A 17,282-nucleotide genomic window follows, 5' to 3' on the forward strand; every position below is an offset into this window, starting at 1 on the left:
CGGGCGGCGGTCAGTCCAGCCGGACGCCGCGTCGGCCCGGGTCGCGCAGGTCGGCGCCCTGGTCGAGCCAGCGCTCCTGGAGCGCGGCCGCGCCGTGCACCCGCTTCCAGCCCGCCTCGTTGGGCGTCATCGGCAGCAGCGGCAGGAAGCGGACCGGGTCGGCCGGGTCGGCCAGCTCCAGGTCCTCGACCAGGCCGCCCGGTTCGGCCGCGAGCACCGAGGTGAAGGGCGCGCCGTCCCAGAGCGGCGAGCCGAGGTCCAGCGAGCCGCCCGGGGCCACCACCAGGCCCTCGACCTGCGGGGTGGCGGCGAAGGTGGCCAGGGTGCGCAGCACGCTGTCGCGCCCGCCCCGGACCGTCAGCACCAGTTCGACGCGCGGGCCGCGCACCTGGTCGGCGACCGGCGCGGTCGGGTCGGCCATCGGTGCGGCGGACATGCCGAGCGTCGCGTACCGCACCAGGCCCTCGGCGTCCGGGCCGAAGCGCAGCACCTCGATCCGGTCGGCGCCGAGGAAGGTGACCGCGGCGCGGCCGCCCGGTTCGCCGAAGGTGGAGATCAGCCGGGCCTCGACGGCGGCCAGCACCGCCTCCCGGGTGAGCTCCGGGGAGCTGCCGCCGTGGGGGTCGCCGAAGAGCGGGAAGTCGTGCGCCATGCCGGTGAGCGTAACCCCCGGGGGTTCGCGGGCCGCGTGCGGGCGGGCCGGAGGCGGTGCGACGGCGGTGCGGCGGGGCGCCGTGGCGGGGCAACGGCCGGGCGGGGCAAGGATCCCGTAAAGCCTTCGGAAACCTCCGGGAACCCCTCGGCCTCGACGCCCGGTCAGATGTTAGGGTGAGCGACTGGCCACCGGGATCGTTCGTCCCGGGGCGGCGGCGCGAAGGAGGTGGTTGCGGTGGATACCGGCCGACCATGCAGTACCGGCAGCTCTGCCCGGCCCCGACTTCCCCGTACCCCGCGCCCCGCAGGCCCAACCGGCTGAATCAGCCGCGGTAGCCCCGGGCACAGGCCCCACGGCGGACGGACCGGCCGGGAGAGCACTTTCATCCCCCGTTTCACCGGTGTTCTCCGCCGTCGTACCGCGGCCGAACGTTTTTCCTTCCGCGCGGCCGCGCGACGGTTCCTGCCTCTGGGAGCCTGCCATGTCGATGATCAACAGCCTGCGCGCCGCCGTCCGCACCAACCGCCGCCGGGGCGCGGCCGGCGTCTACGCCGTCCTGCCCGAGGACGCCGGTTCGGCGGTCGTGGACTGCGCGGTCTACCAGCACGGCAAGCGCAGGGGCGAGACGTGCAGCCCGCGCGAGGCCGCCCACCGGGTCAAGGCCGCCCACCAACTCCCCGAGGGCGAGGGCTCGTTCAGCTGGATCGGGCTGCACGAGCCGACCGAGGCCGAGTTCGAGGGGATCGCCCAGCGCTTCGGCCTGCACCCGCTCGCGGTCGAGGACGCGGTGCACGCGCACCAGCGGCCCAAGGTCGAGCGCTACGACGACGTGCTGTTCGCCGTCTTCAAGACCATCCGCTACGTCGAGCACGACCAGCTAACGCCCACCAGCGAGGTGGTGGAGACCGGCGAGCTGATGGTCTTCGCCGGCCGGGACTTCGTGATCACCGTCCGGCACGGCGGCCACGGCTCGTTGCAGGAGCTGCGCCACCGGCTGGAGGCCGACGCGGACGAGGCCGGGCTGCTCTCCAAGGGCCCGGCGGCGGTGCTGCACGCGATCGCCGACCACGTCGTGGACAACTACCTGCTGGTCGCCGAGCGGCTCCAGAACGACGTGGACGAGATCGAGTACGGCGTCTTCTCGGCCAAGGGCGGGCGCAGCGCCGACGTCGGCCGGGTCTACCAACTCAAGCGCGAGGTCCTGGAGTTCAAGCGTGCCGTGGCGCCGCTGCTGCGCCCGATGCAGCAGCTGTCCGAGCCGCTCCAGCGGCTGGTCGACCCGGACATCCAGAAGTACTTCCGGGACGTCGCCGACCACCTGGCCCGGGTCGCCGAGCAGGTGCACGGCTTCGACGAGCTGCTGAACTCGCTGCTCCAGGCGAACCTGGCGCAGGTCTCGGTGGCGCAGAACGAGGACATGCGCAAGATCACCGCCTGGGCGGCGATCTTCGCGGTGCCCACCATGATCACCGGCGTCTACGGCATGAACTTCGAGTACATGCCGGAGCTGCACCACAAGTACGGCTACCCGACGGTGCTCGGCGCGATCGTGCTGATCTGCTTCGGGATGTACCGGGGCTTCCGCCGCAACGGCTGGCTCTGACCGCGCCGGCGTCGGCACCCTGGCCCCCGCTGAGGGCGGTACCCCCGGCCGGGGCCGGCGGTCAGCGCCGCCCGCCGCGGGCCACCAGGACCAGCCCGAGCAGGATCAGCACCACCGCCGGGTAGGCGGCCGCCGGCGGCCACTGGCCCAGCCAGAGGGCGGCGATCAGCGCCGCGCCCGGCGTCTCCAGCAGGATCGCGGTCGAGGTGACGGACGGCCCGAGGCTGCGCACCACGCGGTTGCTCAGCGAGTGGCCGAGCAGCTGGGCGGCGACCATCAGCAGCACGATCTGCCACCACACCCCGGCCGGCCACCCGGCCAGCGGCGTGCCGGCGACCAGGCAGATCCCCAGCAGCACCACGGCCGTGGTGGCGTAGCAGACCAGGGTGTACGCGGTGGTGCTGACGGTCTTGCGGACCTCGGCGCCCAGCAGCATGTACCCGGCCGCGGCCAGGCCGGCGGCGAGCGCGAGCGCGTCGCCGAGCAGCGCGCGCGGGGAGAGCGAGAGGTCCACGCCGGTCAGCACCAGCACCCCGGCGAAGGCGACGACCGTGCCGAGCCAGACCAGCCGCGGCGCCCGGACGCCCATCAGCCGCATCAGCAGGATGGTCCACAGCGGGGTGGTGGTGACCAGGGCGGTGGCCGAGGCCACCGAGGTCATCCGCAGGCTGGGCATCCAGAGCGCGAAGTGCACGGCGAGCAGCGCCCCGGCGGCCACCGCGAGCAGCAGCGCCCGCCGGCCGATCCCGCGCAGTTCGGCGCGGTGGCGCAGCAGCGCGTACGGGCCGAGGACGCCGACCGACATGACGTTGCGCCAGAGGGCGATCGCCAGCGCGGGCGCGGCGGTGGCGCTGATCAGCGGGCCGGACAGCGAGATGCCGCCGATCGAGACGGCGAGCAGCAGCAGGTCGAGGGTGGGCAGCGGGTGCGCCGGCCCCGGGTCGGCGGTCGCGGGGGCGGCGGAGGGGGCGGTCGCGGGCCGGGCGGCGGGCACGGCGCTCCTTGCTGGTCGCGGGGGTGGGGCGGTCATACGGTAAGGCCCGTGGCGGCGCAATGGAACTGTCGCCCGGAGGCTGAGACGCCCGGTGGACGCCGAAAGCCGTACGCTGTCCGCCATGGACCGTACGCCCGCCGCCGCGACCGCCGACGACTTCCTCGACCGGGCCCTGCTGGAGGAGGCCGCGAAGAAGTCCGGCCTGCTCTGGGTGCGCGCGGACGGGCAGGAGCAGGCCCGGCCGCTGTGGCACGCGTGGCACGACGGCGCGGTCGTGGTGGTCGGCGGGGGCGCCGAGCAGCCGCTGCACGGCCTGGAGCCCGGCGCCGGGGCCGTGGTCACCGTCCGCAGCAAGGACAAGGGCGGCCGGCTGACCGGCTGGAGCGCCCGGGTGGTCGAACCCGCCCCGGGCAGCGAGGCCTGGCTGGGCGCCGTCGAGGAGCTCAAGGGCAAGCGGCTGAACGCGCCCGACACCGACGCCATCACCGAGCGCTGGGCCCGCGAGTGCCGGGTGCTGCGGCTGGAGCCGACCGGCCCGCTCACCGAGCACCCCGGGGCGATGCCGGACGGCTCGCACGCCGCCCAGCCGATGCCCACCCCGGCCACCACCCGGCTGCCGATCCCGGCCGGCCTGCCCAAACTGCTGTTCAAGCGCCGTTAAAGGTTCATGCCCAGGACGCGTCCGGCGGCTACCGTGCCTCCCGGCCGGGCCCGGAACACGCGGGTAGCCTTGGCCGCGAGTGCGCCCCCGGCGCACCCGGTACGGCGTCGAGCGAGTCGAGGGAGTCCATGGCAGGGCCAGGCACCCGGGTCTTCATCTCCCATCTGTCCGCCATCGCGGTGTTCGACCCGAACGGCGACCAGGTCGGGCGGGTCCGGGACGTGGTCGTGTCGCTGCGGCTCGGCGGCCGCCCGCCGCGCGTGCTCGGCCTGGTGGTCGAGGTGGTCGGCCGGCGCCGGATCTTCCTGCCGATGACCCGGGTGACCAGCCTGGAGTCCGGCCAGGTGCTCACCACCGGCGTGATCAACCTGCGCCGCTTCGAACAGCGCCCGTCCGAGACCCTGGTGCTCGCCGAGCTGCTGGACCGCACCGTCACCTGGTCCAAGACCGCCGAGGACGTCACCGTGCTGGACGTCGGCATGGTGCAGACCCGGCTGCGCGAGTGGGAGATCAGCAAGGTCTTCGTCCAGGTCGGCCGGGCCGGCCGGCTGCGCAAGGGCAAGGGCGAGCGGCTCACCCTGGACTGGCAGGACGTCACCGGCTTCTCGCTGCCCGAGCAGGACCAGGGCGCGGCCAACCTGCTCGCCACCTTCGAGCAGCTGCGCCCCGCCGACCTCGCCAGCGTGCTGCACCACCTGTCCGCCAAGCGCCGGGCCGAGGTCGCCGCCGCCCTCGACGACGAGCGGCTGGCCGACGTCCTGGAGGAGCTGCCCGAGGACGACCAGGTCGAGATCATCGGCAAGCTCCAGGAGGAGCGCGCCGCCGACGTCCTGGAGGCGATGGACCCGGACGACGCCGCCGACCTGCTCTCCGAGCTGCCCGGCGACGAGGCCGAGCGGCTGCTCCAGCTGATGGAGCCGGACGAGGCCGCGCCGGTGCGCCGCCTGCTGACGTACGAGGAGGACACCGCCGGCGGTCTGATGACCACCGAGCCGATCGTGCTGGAGCCGGACGCGACGGTCGCCGAGGCGCTGGCCCGGGTCCGGGTCAGCGACCACAAGCCCGCGCTGGCCGCGCAGGTCTTCGTCTGCCGCCCGCCGAACGAGACCCCGACCGGCCGCTACCTGGGCACCGTGCACTTCCAGCGGCTGCTGCGCGAGCCCCCGTACGTCCTGGTCGGCTCGCTGGTGGACGACGACCTGGACCCGCTGCCGCCGGACACCCCGCTGTCGCTGATCACCAGCTACCTGGCGACCTACAACCTGGTCGCCGCGCCGGTCGTCGACGACGCGGACCACCTGCTCGGCGCGGTGACCGTCGACGACGTGCTCGACCACCTGCTGCCGGACGACTGGCGCGACGCCGCGCTGCACGCCCACGACGAGGTCCGCGACGACGAGACGGAAGGGGTGACCGATGGACGGTGACCGCAGCGGACGGTCGAACGACTCCGCACGCCGGCGCCTCCAGGGCGAACTGCGCCAGCTGCGGCAGCTGCGCGAGCTGCGCACCCGCGAGGGCGCCCGGGACCGGCGCGCGGAGACCGCGCCGATCACCGGCACCGGCCGCGCCCGGCTCGACCAGCCGCGCACCGCCCGGCCCGGCCTGCTCACGCTGCCCTCCTACGACCCGGAGGCCTTCGGCGTCCTGTCCGAGCGGATCGCCCGCTTCCTCGGCACCGGGCGATTCATCGTCTGGATGACGGTGGTGGTGGTCGTCTGGATAGCGTGGAACACCCTGCTGCCGATGTCCGTGCGCTTCGACGAGTACCCGTTCATCTTCCTGACCCTGGCGCTGTCCCTGCAGGCCTCGTACGCGGCCCCGCTGATCCTGCTGGCGCAGAACCGGCAGGACAACCGGGACCGCGTCAACATGGAGCAGGACCGCGCCCGCAGCGACCGCAACATCGCCGACACCGAGTACCTGACCCGCGAGGTCGCGGCCCTCCGGCACGGGCTCGGCGAGGTCGCCACCCGGGCCTTCATCACTTCTGAACTGGGCAGCATCCGGTCCGAACTCCAGTCCCTGCTCAAGGAGATCGACGAACGCCGGGAGGCCCCCGAGCCGCTGTGACCCGCGGCACGCTACCGACCGGTTAACGACTTCGCCGGGCGCCGTACCATCAAGGCATGGCCAACGAGACAGAGGTCGCGGCCGGCGTCACGGAGGAGTCCGTACGCCAGGCGCTGGCGACCGTCAACGACCCGGAGATCAACCGCCCGATCACCGAGATCGGCATGGTGAAATCGGTCGGGATCGCCGAGGGCGGCGTGGTGAGCGTCGCGGTCTACCTGACGGTCTCCGGCTGCCCGATGCGCGACACCATCGTCACCCGGGTGCGCGAGGCGGTCGGGAAGGTCCCCGGCGTGACCGGCGTCGAGGTCGAGCTCGACGTGATGAGCGACGAGCAGCGCAAGGAGCTGTCCCAGCTGCTGCGCGGCGGCGCCCCCGAGCGGGAGATCCCGTTCGCCAAGCCGGGCACGCTGACCCGGGTCTACGCCGTCGCCTCCGGCAAGGGCGGCGTCGGCAAGTCCTCGGTGACCGTCAACCTGGCGGCCGCGATGGCCGCCGACGGCCTGAAGGTCGCCGTGGTGGACGCCGACATCTACGGCCACAGCGTGCCGCGCATGCTGGGCGTCGAGGGCCGGCCGACCCAGGTCCAGGACATGATCATGCCGCCGCAGGCGAACGGCGTGAAGGTCATCTCGATCGGCATGTTCACCCCGGGCAACGCCCCGGTGGTCTGGCGCGGCCCGATGCTGCACCGCGCGCTCCAGCAGTTCCTCGCCGACGTGTACTGGGGCGACCTGGACGTGCTGCTGCTGGACCTGCCGCCCGGCACCGGCGACATCGCCATCTCGGTGGCCCAGCTGGTCCCCAACGCGGAGATCCTGATCGTCACCACCCCGCAGATGGCCGCCGCCGAGGTGGCCGAGCGGGCCGGCACCATCGCGGTGCAGACCCACCAGAAGATCGTCGGCGTGATCGAGAACATGTCCGGCATGCCGTGCCCGCACTGCGACGAGATGATCGACGTCTTCGGCACCGGCGGCGGCCAGACCGTCGCGGACGCGCTCACCCGCACCGTCGGCGCGACCGTCCCGGTGCTCGGCTCGATCCCGATCGACGTGCGGCTGCGCGAGGGCGGCGACGACGGCCGCCCGGTCGTGCTCGCCGCGCCCGACTCCCCGGCCGGCGTCGCCCTGCGCGCGGTGGCCGGCAAGCTCGGCGGCCGCCAGCGCGGGCTGTCCGGGATGTCGCTGGGCCTGACGCCCAGGAACAAGTTCTGAGACGGTGACGGCGAAGGGCCGGGTGGTCGGACCAGACCACCCGGCCCTTCGCCGTACCGCCGCGGGCCCTACGGCCGGGTGTAGGCGGTCAGGTCCGGGACGGTGGAGAAGCCGAGGCCGTACGCGCTGACGCCGCGGCCGTAGGCGCCGAGCAGGACGCCGGGGGCCTCGCCGGCCAGCACCCAGCCGTACTCGGACTCGCGGTAGCGGAAGGGCTGCGGCAGGCCGTTGACCGGCAGGCTGAGGGTGGACCAGCCCGGGCCGGCCAGGTCGTCGGCGAGGTCCCAGGCGAGGCTGCTCTGCTGGTCCAGCCAGTCCTGGCGCAGCGCCCGGTCCAGCTGCCCGGGCCAGGTGCCGGCGAGCAGGCCGGAGCCGGCCAGCCAGGCGGCGGAGGAGGCGGAGGTCGCCTCCAGGGTGCCGGTGTTGTCGGCGCTGCGGCGGCTGTCCCGGCGGGCCACGGTGACCACGACGGCGAACTTCCGCACGTCGCGCGGCTCGTACCGCTGGGCCGGCTCCTCGCCGTGGCCGAGCGAGCCGTAGTCGACGCTGCCCGCGGTGCGGGGGCCGGCGCCGGCCTGCACCAGGAAGCGACGGCCGGTCCAGCCCTCGTCCAGCCCGTACCAGGGGAAGTCTGCGGACAGGTAGGGCACCAGCGGGTCCGCCGGGCCCGCCTGTCCGCCGACCACCGGGCCGCCGGCCGTGGCCGTCGCCCCTCCCGCCTGACTCGTCGCGTCCATCCCCGGGCCTCCTCAAACACACGTTTGCCTGCCGTGGCGCGCTCCCATGGTGGCGTACCGCGGCGCTCCCCGGGGCCGTTACCGGTCCGCGACGGGGCGCGGTGTGACGGACGGCTCAGCGGGAGCAATCAGCACAATAGCGGCGCACACGCCACCGCCCCGCTCAGCCGGGTGGCCGGGCGGGGCGGTGGCGCGGCGCCGGGGCGCCGTACGCGGGGTCGGTCAGGTGGCGTCGGGGTCGAACGGGGGGCGCTCGCCGGGGGCCAGCGGGGCGCCGGTCGAGGCGGGGGCGGGGGCCGGCGCGGACTTCTCGAAGCTGACGCTGCCGCTGCGGCCGTTGACCGGGGCCGCGGGCTTGTCGTCCAGGACGGAGCGGATGTCCAGCGAGTCCTTCATCCCCTTGAGGCCCAGCGGGTCCTCCTCGCCGCCCATGAGCTGCTTGCGGACGAAGGTCTTGGGGTTCAGGTCCTCGAACTCGAAGTCCTGGAAATCGGGGCCCAGCTCGCTGCGGATGTCCTCCTTCGCGTTGTCGGCGAAGGAACGGATCTTCCGGACGACGTTCATGGTGTCCTGGATCAGCTTCGGCAGTTTGTCCGGACCGAAGATGATGATGGCCATCACGACGAGGGTCAGCACCTCCAGCCCGCTCACGTCGCTGAACACCTTTGGCTCCCTAGCTCGTCGGACGACGGTTCCTACAGGGTAATGGCCACCGGCGAGTCCCTGGTCCACGCTGGGATGAAGCCGTGGTAAAGACCTGCCGGTGGCCGAGGCCGTCCGGACGGGGGATCGAGCGTGCGTCCCGGGTCCGTCGAGGGTTGTTCTAGCGGGTCTGCTGGCGCTGTGCCACGGCGCCCCCGGGGTAGCGCTCCGGGGAGCCCGGCGGGGTCGCGTCGCGGGTCGCGGCGACCGGGCGGCCGGGGAAGTCCACCGGGACCTGGGCGTTCATCGGGACGAGGCCGCCGCCGCGTCCGGTGCCGGAGCCGGGCGGGCTGACGGTGGTGCCGTGGCGCTCCTCGCCCTGCGTGCTGAGCCCGCCGACACCGCCGAGCGTCACCGCGGCGACGGAGAAGGCGCCCGCGGCGGCGAACACCAGCCGGCGGCCCCGCGCGGGCGGGCGGACGACGGCCGCGGAGGACTGCGGACGGGCGGGGGCGGCGGTGGGCTCGGGGCGGGCGGAGCGCCGGCCCATCAGCGGCCGCAGCACCGCGCCGCGCCCGAAGGCGCGCGGGTCCACCCCGGGCAGCGGCGTGTCCGCGCCGAGCGCGCCGGCGCCGAAGGAGGCCCCGGCACCGCGGCCGAAGGAGCCGCCGTCGAGCCGGCTGCCGCCGAGCGTCCCGGCGGCGGCGACCCCGCCGCCGGGCAGGTCGTCGTCGTCATCGCGGCGGCCGCGGCCGGCCGGCCAGTCGCCGTCCGCCGGGGCGTCCTCGGGAAGGCCGCCGACGGCCATCAGGCGGGCCATCAGCGCGGAGGACGGGCCGGGCGTGCCGGTGCGGGTCAGCATGTGCTTGACGGCGCGGGCCTCGTCGACCTCGGCGAGGCAGTGCGGGCAGGTCGCCAGGTGGGCCTGGACGCGGTCGCGCGAGTCGTGGCCGAGCTCGCCGTCCAGGAAGGCGGAGAGGCGCTCGCCGAGGTGGTGGTCCTCGGCGGGTGCGGCGGGGCGGACGGGAAGCGCGTGCAGCGCCGTGTCCGCGGGCAGTGCCACCGCGGGCAGCACGGGCTCACCGGGTTCGTCGCCTCCGCGACGGCCCGGCAGGGCCCAGCCCCGTCGGTTCGGGGACCGGTCGGAGGCGTCCGACCGACCCGAACCGGACCGGCTGGTTCCGCTCACGACCGCCTCCGTCCGCGCCCACCGGGCGCGACCGCGGCCTCGACCGCTCCGACGCCGACCGGCACCGGCTCCTCCGAGCCGCCGCGGCGCTCCCGGCCGGGGGCCGAGCCGGGGGCGCGGTGCTTGAGCGCGGCGCGCAGGTGCGAGCGGCCGCGGTGGATGCGGCTGCGGACGGTGCCGAGCTTGACGCCCAGCGTGGCGGCGATCTCCTCGTAGGACAGGCCCTCGATGTCGCAGAGCACCACCGCGGCGCGGAACTCCGGCGCCAGGGTGTCCAGCGCCTGCTGCACGTCGGCGTCGAAGTGGGTGTCGCTGAAGTGCTGGGCCGGGCTCGGCTCGCGGGAGGCGAGCCGCTCGGCCGCGTCCTCGCCGAGCGCGTCGAAGCGGATGCGCTGGCGGCGGCGGACCATGTCCAGGAAGAGGTTGGTGGTGATCCGGTGCAGCCAGCCCTCGAACGTGCCGGGGGTGTACGTGGACAGCGAACGGAACACCCGGACGAAGACCTCCTGGGTGAGGTCCTCGGCGTCGTGCTGGTTGCCCGTCAGGCGGTAGGCGAGCCGGTAGACGCGGGCGCTGTGCGCCTCGACGATCTCCTCCCAGCTGGGCGGAGTCCAGGTCTGCGCGTCGGGACCCTCGGTGAAGGTCGCGAGGGCGGGGGCCTCGGTGGCGCCGCCGGCCGGCGTCGCGGCCACGGGCTGGTCCAGGTCGGAGTGCGCAGGCTGGTTCATCACGGGCTTCGGCGTACGGGCTGACGCGGTGCCGCGGAAGTGCCGCCGCACAGGGACGTCGCCCTCGGCCACACCTCCTCGGTCGGCTCTTCTGCCCAGCAGGGCCACCACCATATCCACCTCACCCGTCAAGCCCGGATAAAAGTGCCCGGGAGGTCTTCCGCACCCGGTCCGTCCTGACAACGGCCCGCCGCCGTACGCGGTTCCCGGTCGGCCAGTAATCTGTGCCAGGAAATATCGACATCCTTCGGCACCGGGCCTCGCCCGGGGCTCCGAAAGAGGCAGCCATCAGCGAGTTCGGGCCCGCGCACGCGGCCCTCGCCGACACCTATGTGAGCGAGGACGCCGTGCTGACCTACGCCCGGGCGCAGTCCGCGCGGACCGGGATACGGGCGATCGGACCGAGCGGCGGGGCCTGCCTGCGGCTGCTGGCCGCCGCGCTGGACGCCAAGGCGGTGGCCGAGATCGGCACCGGCACCGGGGTGTCCGGGGTCTACCTGCTGCGCGGAATGCGGCCGGACGGCGTGCTCACCACGGTCGACTCCGAGCCGGTGCGCCAGCAGCTGGCCCGCGAGGCGTACCAGGCGGCCGGGTTCGCGGCCAACCGCTCCCGGTTCATACCGGGCCGGGCGCTGGAGGTGCTGCCCCGGCTCGCCGACGGCCAGTACGACCTGGTGTTCTGCGACGGCGACCCGGTCGAGTCCTGCGAGTACCTGCGGGAGGCGCTGCGGCTGCTGCGGCCGGGCGGGATGGTCTGCTTCGAGGGCGTCTTCCAGGAGGGCCGGCTGGCCGAGCCGGAGCTCCAGGACCCGCAGACCGGCGCGGTCCGGGACCTGGTCCGGGACGTGCGGGAGAGCGAGGCCCTGCTGCCGGCGCTGCTGCCGGTGTCGGACGGGCTGCTCTGCGCCGTCAAGCGCTGAACATCAAGCGCTGAGCGTCACGCGCCGAGCCCGGCGCCCCTTCGGGCCCGGGCCCGGGAAAACGTGCGGACCCGGGCCGACATGACGTCGAACCCGGGCCCGGCAGCACATCTCCAGGAGATGGCGAGCACCTGCTGCGGTCAGCCGCAGGCCTTCTTCAGGGCCTCGCCGAGGGCCTGGGCCTCGTCCGGCGTGAGCTCCACCACAAGGCGTCCGCCGCCTTCGAGCGGAACGCGCATGATGATGCCCCGTCCCTCTTTGGTGACTTCGAGCGGGCCGTCACCCGTCCGCGGCTTCATGGCCGCCATGCTCGTTCCCCTTCCTGCAACCGCTCAGCTACGCACCGGCAGTCCGTCCACCGCCGGTATCGAACGCATTGATCGGAAGCCATTATCCCGCATGCCACGGGCTGATGACCAACATCACTCTCGGTGCAACCACGACCGGACCGCCCCCAACCGCCGCAAACCACGTCATAAGCCCCGGCGTGGCGGTGGTGCGGACACCGCCCGAAGGTGCGATACCTCACACTCCCCAGGCCCCCGCGTGCTCCGGCATCCTGACACACACGACCGACAACGCCTCGATCCCGGGAGCCCTCACCCATGTCCGATTCCGTGCTGTACGAGCTGGACGGCGGCCTGGCCGTCATCACCATCAACCGCCCGGAGGCGATGAACGCGCTCGACGTCGCCACCAAGGTCGCGCTGCGCGACGCCGTGACCGCCGCGGCCGCGGACCCGGCGGTGCGGGCCGTCCTGCTCACCGGAGCGGGCGAGCGGGCGTTCTGCGTCGGACAGGACCTGAACGAGCACCTGGCCATGCTGAAGCGGGCCGAGGAGACCGGCGAGGGCGCGCTGCGGACCGTCGGCGAGCACTACAACCCGCTGGTGCGGGCGCTGGCCGGGATGCGCAAGCCGACCGTCGCCGCGGTCGGCGGGGTCGCGGCCGGGGCCGGCGCCTCGCTCGCCTTCGCCTGCGACTTCCGCGTCCTGTCCGACCGGGCCGGCTTCAACACCGCCTTCGCCGGGATCGGGCTGACGGCCGACTCGGGCGCCTCCTGGACGCTGCCCCGGCTGGTCGGGCACGCCAGGGCCACCGAGCTGCTGATGCTGCCCCGCACGGTCAAGGCCGCCGAGGCCGCCGAGCTGGGCCTGGCCACCAGGGTGGTGCCGGCCGGGGAACTCGCCGCCACCGCACGGGCCTTCGCCCGCGAGCTGGCCGAGGGCCCGACCGTCGCCTACGGCGCCATCAAGGAGTCGCTGGCCTACGGCGCCTCCCACTCGCTGGACGAACTCCTCGACAAGGAGGACGAGTTGCAGACGCTGGCCGGCGACAGCGAGGACCACCGGATCGCGGTGCGCGCCTTCATCGCCAAGGAGAAGCCGACGTACCTGGGCCGCTAGGGCCTGTCCACGGGTCCGGGCCGGCCGGCCCGGACCCGCCAGTCAGCCCTTGGCGCCGGTGCGGACGTGGCAGTCCGCCAGGTGGTCGTCGACCAGCCCGCAGGCCTGCATCAGGGCGTACGCGGTGGTCGGGCCGACGAAGCGGAAGCCCGCCTTCTTCAGCGCCTTCGCCAGCGCCGTCGACTCCGGCGTGACGGCCGGCACCTCGCCCATCGTGCGGGGGGCCGGCCGGCCCGGTTCGGCGGCGAACTGCCAGATCAGCGCGTCCAGGCCGCCCGCCAGGTCGCGGGCGACCCGCGCGTTGGCGATCGCCGCCTCGATCTTGGCCCGGTTGCGGATGATGCCGGCGTCGGCGAGCAGGCGCTCCTTGTCCGCCTCGCCGAACTCGGCGACCTCGGCGATCCGGAAGCCCGCGAACGCGGCCCGGAAGCCCTCGCGGCGGCGCAGGATGGTCAGCCAGGACAGGCCGGACTGGAAGGCCTCCAGGCAGACCCGCTCGAACAGCGCGTCGTCGCCGTGCACCGGGCGGCCCCACTCGGTGTCGTGGTAGACCCGGTAGTCGTCGGTGGAGTCGCCCCAGCCGCAGCGGCGCAGGCCGTCCGCGCCGAGCACCGCGCCCCCGGCCGGGTCGGTCACTTCTCCGTCCCCGGCTTCGCGTCCTCGGGGGCGTGCTCCCCGGCCGGCTGCTTGGCGAGCACCACGGCCGGCTCGACCACCTGGGCGAACTGCTCCAGGCCGGGCAGCGGTTCGGCCGCCGGGTCGGGGGCGCTGGTCGCCTCGACGGCGCCGCGCAGGTGGGCGGCGGCCTCCAGCTCGGCGATCCGCGCGTCGCGGTAGGCGAGTTCGGCGCCGAGGCGGTCCAGGACGTCGTCCACCTCGTCCATCCGGTAGCCGCGCAGCGCCATCGGCAGGCGCAGCTCGTCCACGTCCGCCCGGCCCAGCGGGCGGTCCTGCGGCAGCCGCGCGGAGATCCGGTCCGGTGCCGCCTCCGGCATCGAGCCGCCCCCGCCGAGCGCCACCAGGGCGGCACCGCCGACCACCACGGCCATGGCGACCACGATCACCCAGAACACGAGCTGTCCTCCCGAACTCCCGGCCGGTCCGCTATGTGGTGGCAGGCAACCACACTGATCATGACAGCATGGTCCCTTAGTGAGGCCGGGGGCCATCATCGCACCCGCAGGAGCTCTGGAGGAGACATCGGTGGCACTGCGCCTGGGACCGCGGGAATTCGGTGACGACGAGCTGGTGATCATGGCGATCGTCAACCGGACGCCGGACTCGTTCTTCGACAAGGGCGCGACCTTCGCCGACGAGGCCGCCTTCGCCGCCGCGGACCGCGCGATGGCCGAGGGCGCGGCGATCCTGGACATCGGCGGGGTGAAGGCCGGGCCCGGCGACGAGGTCACGGTCGAGGAGGAGCTGCGGCGCACCGTGCCCTTCGTGGCCGAGCTGCGCAAGCGCCACCCCGAGGCGGTGATCAGCGTGGACACCTGGCGGCACGAGGTCGGCGAGGCGGTCTGCGAGGTGGGCGCGGACCTGCTGAACGACGCCTGGGGCGGCGTGGACCCGAGGCTCGCCGAGGTGGCCGCCCGGTACGACGCCGGGCTGGTCTGCACCCACGCGGGCGGCGCCGAGCCCCGTACCCGGCCGCACCGGGTCGGGTACGAGGACGTGATGGCGGACATCCTGCGGGTGACCGTGGGGCTCGCCGAGCGCGCGGTGGAGCTGGGCGTGCGGCGGGACGCGGTGGTCATCGACCCGGGGCACGACTTCGGCAAGAACACCCGGCACTCGCTGGAGGCCACCCGGCGGCTGCCGGAGATGACCGCGACCGGCTTCCCGGTGCTGGTCTCGCTCTCCAACAAGGACTTCGTCGGCGAGACCCTGGACCGGCCGGTGAACGAGCGGCTGCTCGGCACCCTGGCCACCACCGCCGTCTCGGCCTGGCTGGGCGCGCGGGTCTACCGGGTGCACCAGGTCGCGGAGACCCGCCAGGTGCTGGACATGGTCGCCTCGATCCGGGGCACCCGCCCCCCGGCGGTCACCCGCCGGGGGCTGGCGTGAACCCTCCTGTAGGCGCTCGGCTCGCCTCCGGGGCGCTCGGACCCGGTGCCGACGTTCGTCGCTCCGGCGCTCGTCCCTCGCTTGTCGCTCCTCGCTTTCGGCACCGGCGCGACCCTTCGGCTCGCTCGCGCTAGATCTCGTTCGCGGGCCGGCGGGCGTCGGCGAGGATCTTCATGACCTCGTCGATCTCGTCGGTGATGTGGAACAGCTCCAGGTCGTGCGGGGCCGCCTTGCCCTGCGCGACCAGGGTGTCCTTCAGCCACTCGTACAGGCCGCCCCAGTAGGCGCTGCCGTAGAGGACCACCGGGAAGCGGGTGACCTTCTTCGTCTGCACCAGGGTGAGCGCCTCGAACAGCTCGTCCAGCGTGCCGAGGCCGCCGGGCAGGACCACGAAGCCCTGCGCGTACTTCACGAACATCGTCTTGCGGACGAAGAAGTAGCGGAAGTTCAGCCCGAGGTCGACGAACTCGTTGAGGCCCTGCTCGAAGGGCAGCTCGATGCCGAGCCCGACGCTGAGGCCGCCCGCCTCGGAGGCGCCGCGGTTGGCGGCCTCCATCGCGCCCGGGCCGCCGCCGGTGATCACCGCGTAGCCGGCCTCGGCGAGGGCCCGGCCGATGGCCACGCCCGCCTGGTACTCGGGCGAGTCGACCGGGGTCCGGGCGGAGCCGAAGACACTGATCGCGGGCGGGAGTTCGGCGAGGGCGCCGAAGCCCTCGACGAACTCCGAGGTGATCCGCAGGACCCGCCACGGGTCGGTGTGCAGCCAGTCGGTCGGACCGGTGGTGTCCAGCAGGCGCTGGTCCGTGGTGCTCGTACCGACCTGGTCCCGGCGCACCAGCACCGGGCCCTTCTGCTTCTCGGGCCAGGCCTTCTTCTTCCGCGGCGCACCGACCTGCTCGGGGCCGTGGCCGTAGTGCTTCTCGTCTCCTGTGCCTGTCATGACGGAACCCTACGCCCGCCCTCCCCCGTTTTCAGGCAACGGGGGAAGGTCGGTTGAGCATCCGGAAGGTGGCGTTCGACTGCTGATCGGACGAGCGTCGCCGGCAGCGGCTCAGCTGGTCAGCCAGGCGCGCATCCGGTCCTCGACCTCGGCGATGGCGCTCAGCGAGCAGTACTCCTCGCGCTTGTGCGCCAGGTTCGGGTCGCCGGGGCCGTAGTTGACCGCCGGGACGCCGAGCGCGCTGAACCGGGCGACGTCGGTCCAGCCGAACTTGGCCCGGGCCTGGCCGCCGGTGGCCTCCAGGAAGGCCTGGGCGGCCGGCTGGGAGAGCCCGGGCAGGGCGCCCACGGCGAAGTCGGTGACGGTCAGCTCGAAGCCGTCGAAGACCTCGCGCACGTGCTTCTCCGCGTCCACCTCGTCGCGGTCCGGCGCGTAGCGGAAGTTGACCGTGACGACGCACTCGTCCGGGATCACGTTGCCGGCCACGCCGCCGTCGATCCGGACCGCGTTCAGGCCCTCGCGGTACTCCAGGCCGTCGATCTCCACCCGGCGCGGCTGGTAGTTCTCCAGCCGGGTGAGCACCTCGGCGGCGTGGTGGATGGCGTTGTCCCCGAGCCAGCTGCGGGCCGAGTGGGCGCGCACGCCGGTCAGCCGCACCTGCGCCCGCAGGGTGCCCTGGCAGCCGCCCTCGACCATGCCGCCGCTGGGCTCCATCAGCACCGCGAAGTCGCCGGCCAGCCACTCCGGGTGGTCCTTGGCCAGGTGGCCGAGGCCGTTGCGGGAGGCCTCCACCTCCTCGCAGTCGTAGAAGACGAAGGTGAGGTCGCGGTTGGGCTCGGGCACCGTGGCGGCGAGGCGCAGCTGCACGGCCACGCCGGACTTCATGTCCGTGGTGCCGCAGCCGTGGAGCAGGTCGCCCTCGACCCACGAGGGGAGGTTGTCGGCGATCGGCACGGTGTCCAGGTGGCCGGCCAGGACGACGCGCTCGGCCCGGCCCAGGTTCGTCCGGGCCACCACGTTGTTGCCGTGGCGGTCCACGGTGAGGTGCGGGTAGCCGCGCAGCGCGGTCTCGATGGCGTCGGCGAGCGCCTGCTCGTCGCCGCTCACCGAGGGGATGTCGACGAGCCGGGCGGTCAGCGTGCCGCCGTCGAGAGTGAGGTCCAGGGGCGTCGGGTTCGAGCTGCTCATGGGAGCCAGCCTAATCCGCGGCCCGGTCCGGCCGGTGCGGCGGTCCGCGACGCGGACCGGGGCCGCCTCGGTCGGCGCGCCCCTCGGCTCCCGGAGGCGAGTGGGCGGGTGACGGCAACCGGAAGGCGCCGCACATCCGTCCGAGTGGGTACGGTGTCGGATCAAGGTGCAGGCGCGAGAGGGGCGACGGTGGCCAGGAGAAGGAGCAGCGAAGAGCTGGGCGACGAAGAGGAGCCCACTCGCCGCCGCGGGCCGCTTCGCG

Annotated in this window: 19 protein-coding genes; 8 read left to right on the forward strand and 11 right to left on the reverse strand. The window is 74.0% G+C overall.

Annotated features, from left to right (window positions below; all coding sequences use genetic code 11):
- Positions 1-10: 10 nt before the first annotated feature.
- Complete coding sequence (locus ACWDD9_RS19090; RefSeq protein WP_416875332.1) at positions 11-652, reverse strand: suppressor of fused domain protein; 642 nt, start codon at positions 650-652, stop codon at positions 11-13.
- A 484-nt stretch (positions 653-1,136) separates the two neighbouring features.
- On the opposite strand from ACWDD9_RS19090, the gene corA reads away from it, so the two are divergent.
- Positions 1,137-2,258: a magnesium/cobalt transporter CorA gene (corA, locus tag ACWDD9_RS19095; RefSeq protein ID WP_049654109.1), complete on the forward strand. Its 1,122-nt coding sequence runs from the start codon at positions 1,137-1,139 to the stop codon at positions 2,256-2,258.
- A gap of 61 nt (positions 2,259-2,319) precedes the next feature.
- Here corA and ACWDD9_RS19100 read toward each other — a convergent pair whose 3' ends face one another.
- Positions 2,320-3,288: a DMT family transporter gene (locus tag ACWDD9_RS19100; protein ID WP_049654111.1), complete on the reverse strand. Its 969-nt coding sequence runs from the start codon at positions 3,286-3,288 to the stop codon at positions 2,320-2,322.
- Positions 3,289-3,373: 85 nt separating this feature from the next.
- Here ACWDD9_RS19100 and ACWDD9_RS19105 point away from each other — a divergent pair, with 85 nt between their 5' ends.
- The 4 genes from ACWDD9_RS19105 (at position 3,374) to ACWDD9_RS19120 (ending at position 7,203) form a co-directional block, all read left to right on the forward strand.
- The gene (locus tag ACWDD9_RS19105) at positions 3,374-3,913 is read left to right on the forward strand and encodes a hypothetical protein (RefSeq protein ID WP_049654123.1); all 540 of its coding nucleotides are present in this window, start codon (positions 3,374-3,376) and stop codon (positions 3,911-3,913) included.
- A gap of 128 nt (positions 3,914-4,041) precedes the next feature.
- Positions 4,042-5,340, forward strand: a complete 1,299-nt coding sequence (locus tag ACWDD9_RS19110) for a magnesium transporter MgtE N-terminal domain-containing protein (protein ID WP_049654112.1) — start codon at positions 4,042-4,044, stop codon at positions 5,338-5,340.
- Complete coding sequence (locus ACWDD9_RS19115) at positions 5,330-5,986, forward strand: DUF1003 domain-containing protein (protein WP_375874133.1); 657 nt, start codon at positions 5,330-5,332, stop codon at positions 5,984-5,986. The genes ACWDD9_RS19110 and ACWDD9_RS19115 overlap by 11 nt, the downstream gene beginning before the upstream one ends.
- 56 nt (positions 5,987-6,042) lie before the next feature.
- Positions 6,043-7,203, forward strand: a complete 1,161-nt coding sequence (locus tag ACWDD9_RS19120) for an Mrp/NBP35 family ATP-binding protein (RefSeq protein ID WP_049654113.1) — start codon at positions 6,043-6,045, stop codon at positions 7,201-7,203.
- 68 nt (positions 7,204-7,271) lie between these two features.
- Here ACWDD9_RS19120 and ACWDD9_RS19125 read toward each other — a convergent pair whose 3' ends face one another.
- From ACWDD9_RS19125 to sigE, 4 genes are all read right to left on the reverse strand, one after another.
- Positions 7,272-7,940, reverse strand: a complete 669-nt coding sequence (locus tag ACWDD9_RS19125; protein ID WP_049654115.1) for a hypothetical protein — start codon at positions 7,938-7,940, stop codon at positions 7,272-7,274.
- A 222-nt stretch (positions 7,941-8,162) separates the two neighbouring features.
- Positions 8,163-8,603, reverse strand: a complete 441-nt coding sequence (locus tag ACWDD9_RS19130; RefSeq protein WP_449812125.1) for a sec-independent translocase — start codon at positions 8,601-8,603, stop codon at positions 8,163-8,165.
- 160 nt (positions 8,604-8,763) lie between these two features.
- Complete coding sequence (locus tag ACWDD9_RS19135) at positions 8,764-9,645, reverse strand: zf-HC2 domain-containing protein (RefSeq protein WP_375874135.1); 882 nt, start codon at positions 9,643-9,645, stop codon at positions 8,764-8,766.
- Between the two features lie 122 nt (positions 9,646-9,767).
- Positions 9,768-10,499, reverse strand: coding sequence for an RNA polymerase sigma factor SigE (gene sigE / locus ACWDD9_RS19140; protein ID WP_049655634.1), 732 nt, complete (start codon positions 10,497-10,499; stop codon positions 9,768-9,770).
- A 287-nt stretch (positions 10,500-10,786) separates the two neighbouring features.
- On the opposite strand from sigE, the gene ACWDD9_RS19145 reads away from it, so the two are divergent.
- A complete protein-coding gene (locus ACWDD9_RS19145; RefSeq protein WP_049655642.1) occupies positions 10,787-11,419 on the forward strand; it encodes an O-methyltransferase in 633 nt (210 codons plus the stop codon).
- Positions 11,420-11,559: 140 nt separating this feature from the next.
- On the opposite strand, the gene ACWDD9_RS19150 is transcribed toward ACWDD9_RS19145, so the two are convergent.
- Positions 11,560-11,727 carry a DUF3117 domain-containing protein gene (locus tag ACWDD9_RS19150; RefSeq protein WP_074001376.1) on the reverse strand — a complete coding sequence of 56 codons (168 nt, stop codon included), beginning with the start codon at positions 11,725-11,727 and terminating at the stop codon, positions 11,560-11,562.
- Between the two features lie 297 nt (positions 11,728-12,024).
- Here ACWDD9_RS19150 and ACWDD9_RS19155 point away from each other — a divergent pair, with 297 nt between their 5' ends.
- Positions 12,025-12,825 carry an enoyl-CoA hydratase-related protein gene (locus ACWDD9_RS19155; protein WP_074001375.1) on the forward strand — a complete coding sequence of 267 codons (801 nt, stop codon included), beginning with the start codon at positions 12,025-12,027 and terminating at the stop codon, positions 12,823-12,825.
- Positions 12,826-12,867: 42 nt separating this feature from the next.
- Here ACWDD9_RS19155 and ACWDD9_RS19160 read toward each other — a convergent pair whose 3' ends face one another.
- Positions 12,868-13,461 carry a DNA-3-methyladenine glycosylase I gene (locus ACWDD9_RS19160; protein ID WP_380745398.1) on the reverse strand — a complete coding sequence of 198 codons (594 nt, stop codon included), beginning with the start codon at positions 13,459-13,461 and terminating at the stop codon, positions 12,868-12,870.
- Entirely contained in the window at positions 13,458-13,898 is a 441-nt protein-coding gene (locus ACWDD9_RS19165; protein WP_063780265.1) for a DivIVA domain-containing protein, read from the reverse strand. Before ACWDD9_RS19165 ends, ACWDD9_RS19160 begins: the two co-directional genes overlap by 4 nt.
- A 181-nt stretch (positions 13,899-14,079) precedes the next feature.
- Here ACWDD9_RS19165 and folP point away from each other — a divergent pair, with 181 nt between their 5' ends.
- On the forward strand, positions 14,080-14,892 hold the full coding sequence (folP, locus tag ACWDD9_RS19170; RefSeq protein WP_449812163.1) for a dihydropteroate synthase: 813 nt from the start codon (positions 14,080-14,082) through the stop codon (positions 14,890-14,892).
- Between the two features lie 130 nt (positions 14,893-15,022).
- Here the strand turns inward: folP and ACWDD9_RS19175 are convergent, their stop codons facing one another.
- Positions 15,023-15,832, reverse strand: a complete 810-nt coding sequence (locus ACWDD9_RS19175; RefSeq protein ID WP_449812126.1) for an LOG family protein — start codon at positions 15,830-15,832, stop codon at positions 15,023-15,025.
- Between the two features lie 111 nt (positions 15,833-15,943).
- On the reverse strand, positions 15,944-17,020 hold the full coding sequence (gene dapE, locus ACWDD9_RS19180) for a succinyl-diaminopimelate desuccinylase (protein ID WP_375874138.1): 1,077 nt from the start codon (positions 17,018-17,020) through the stop codon (positions 15,944-15,946).
- Between the last annotated feature and the right edge of the window lie 262 nt (positions 17,021-17,282).

This window comes from Kitasatospora sp. NPDC001119, assembly GCF_053598475.1.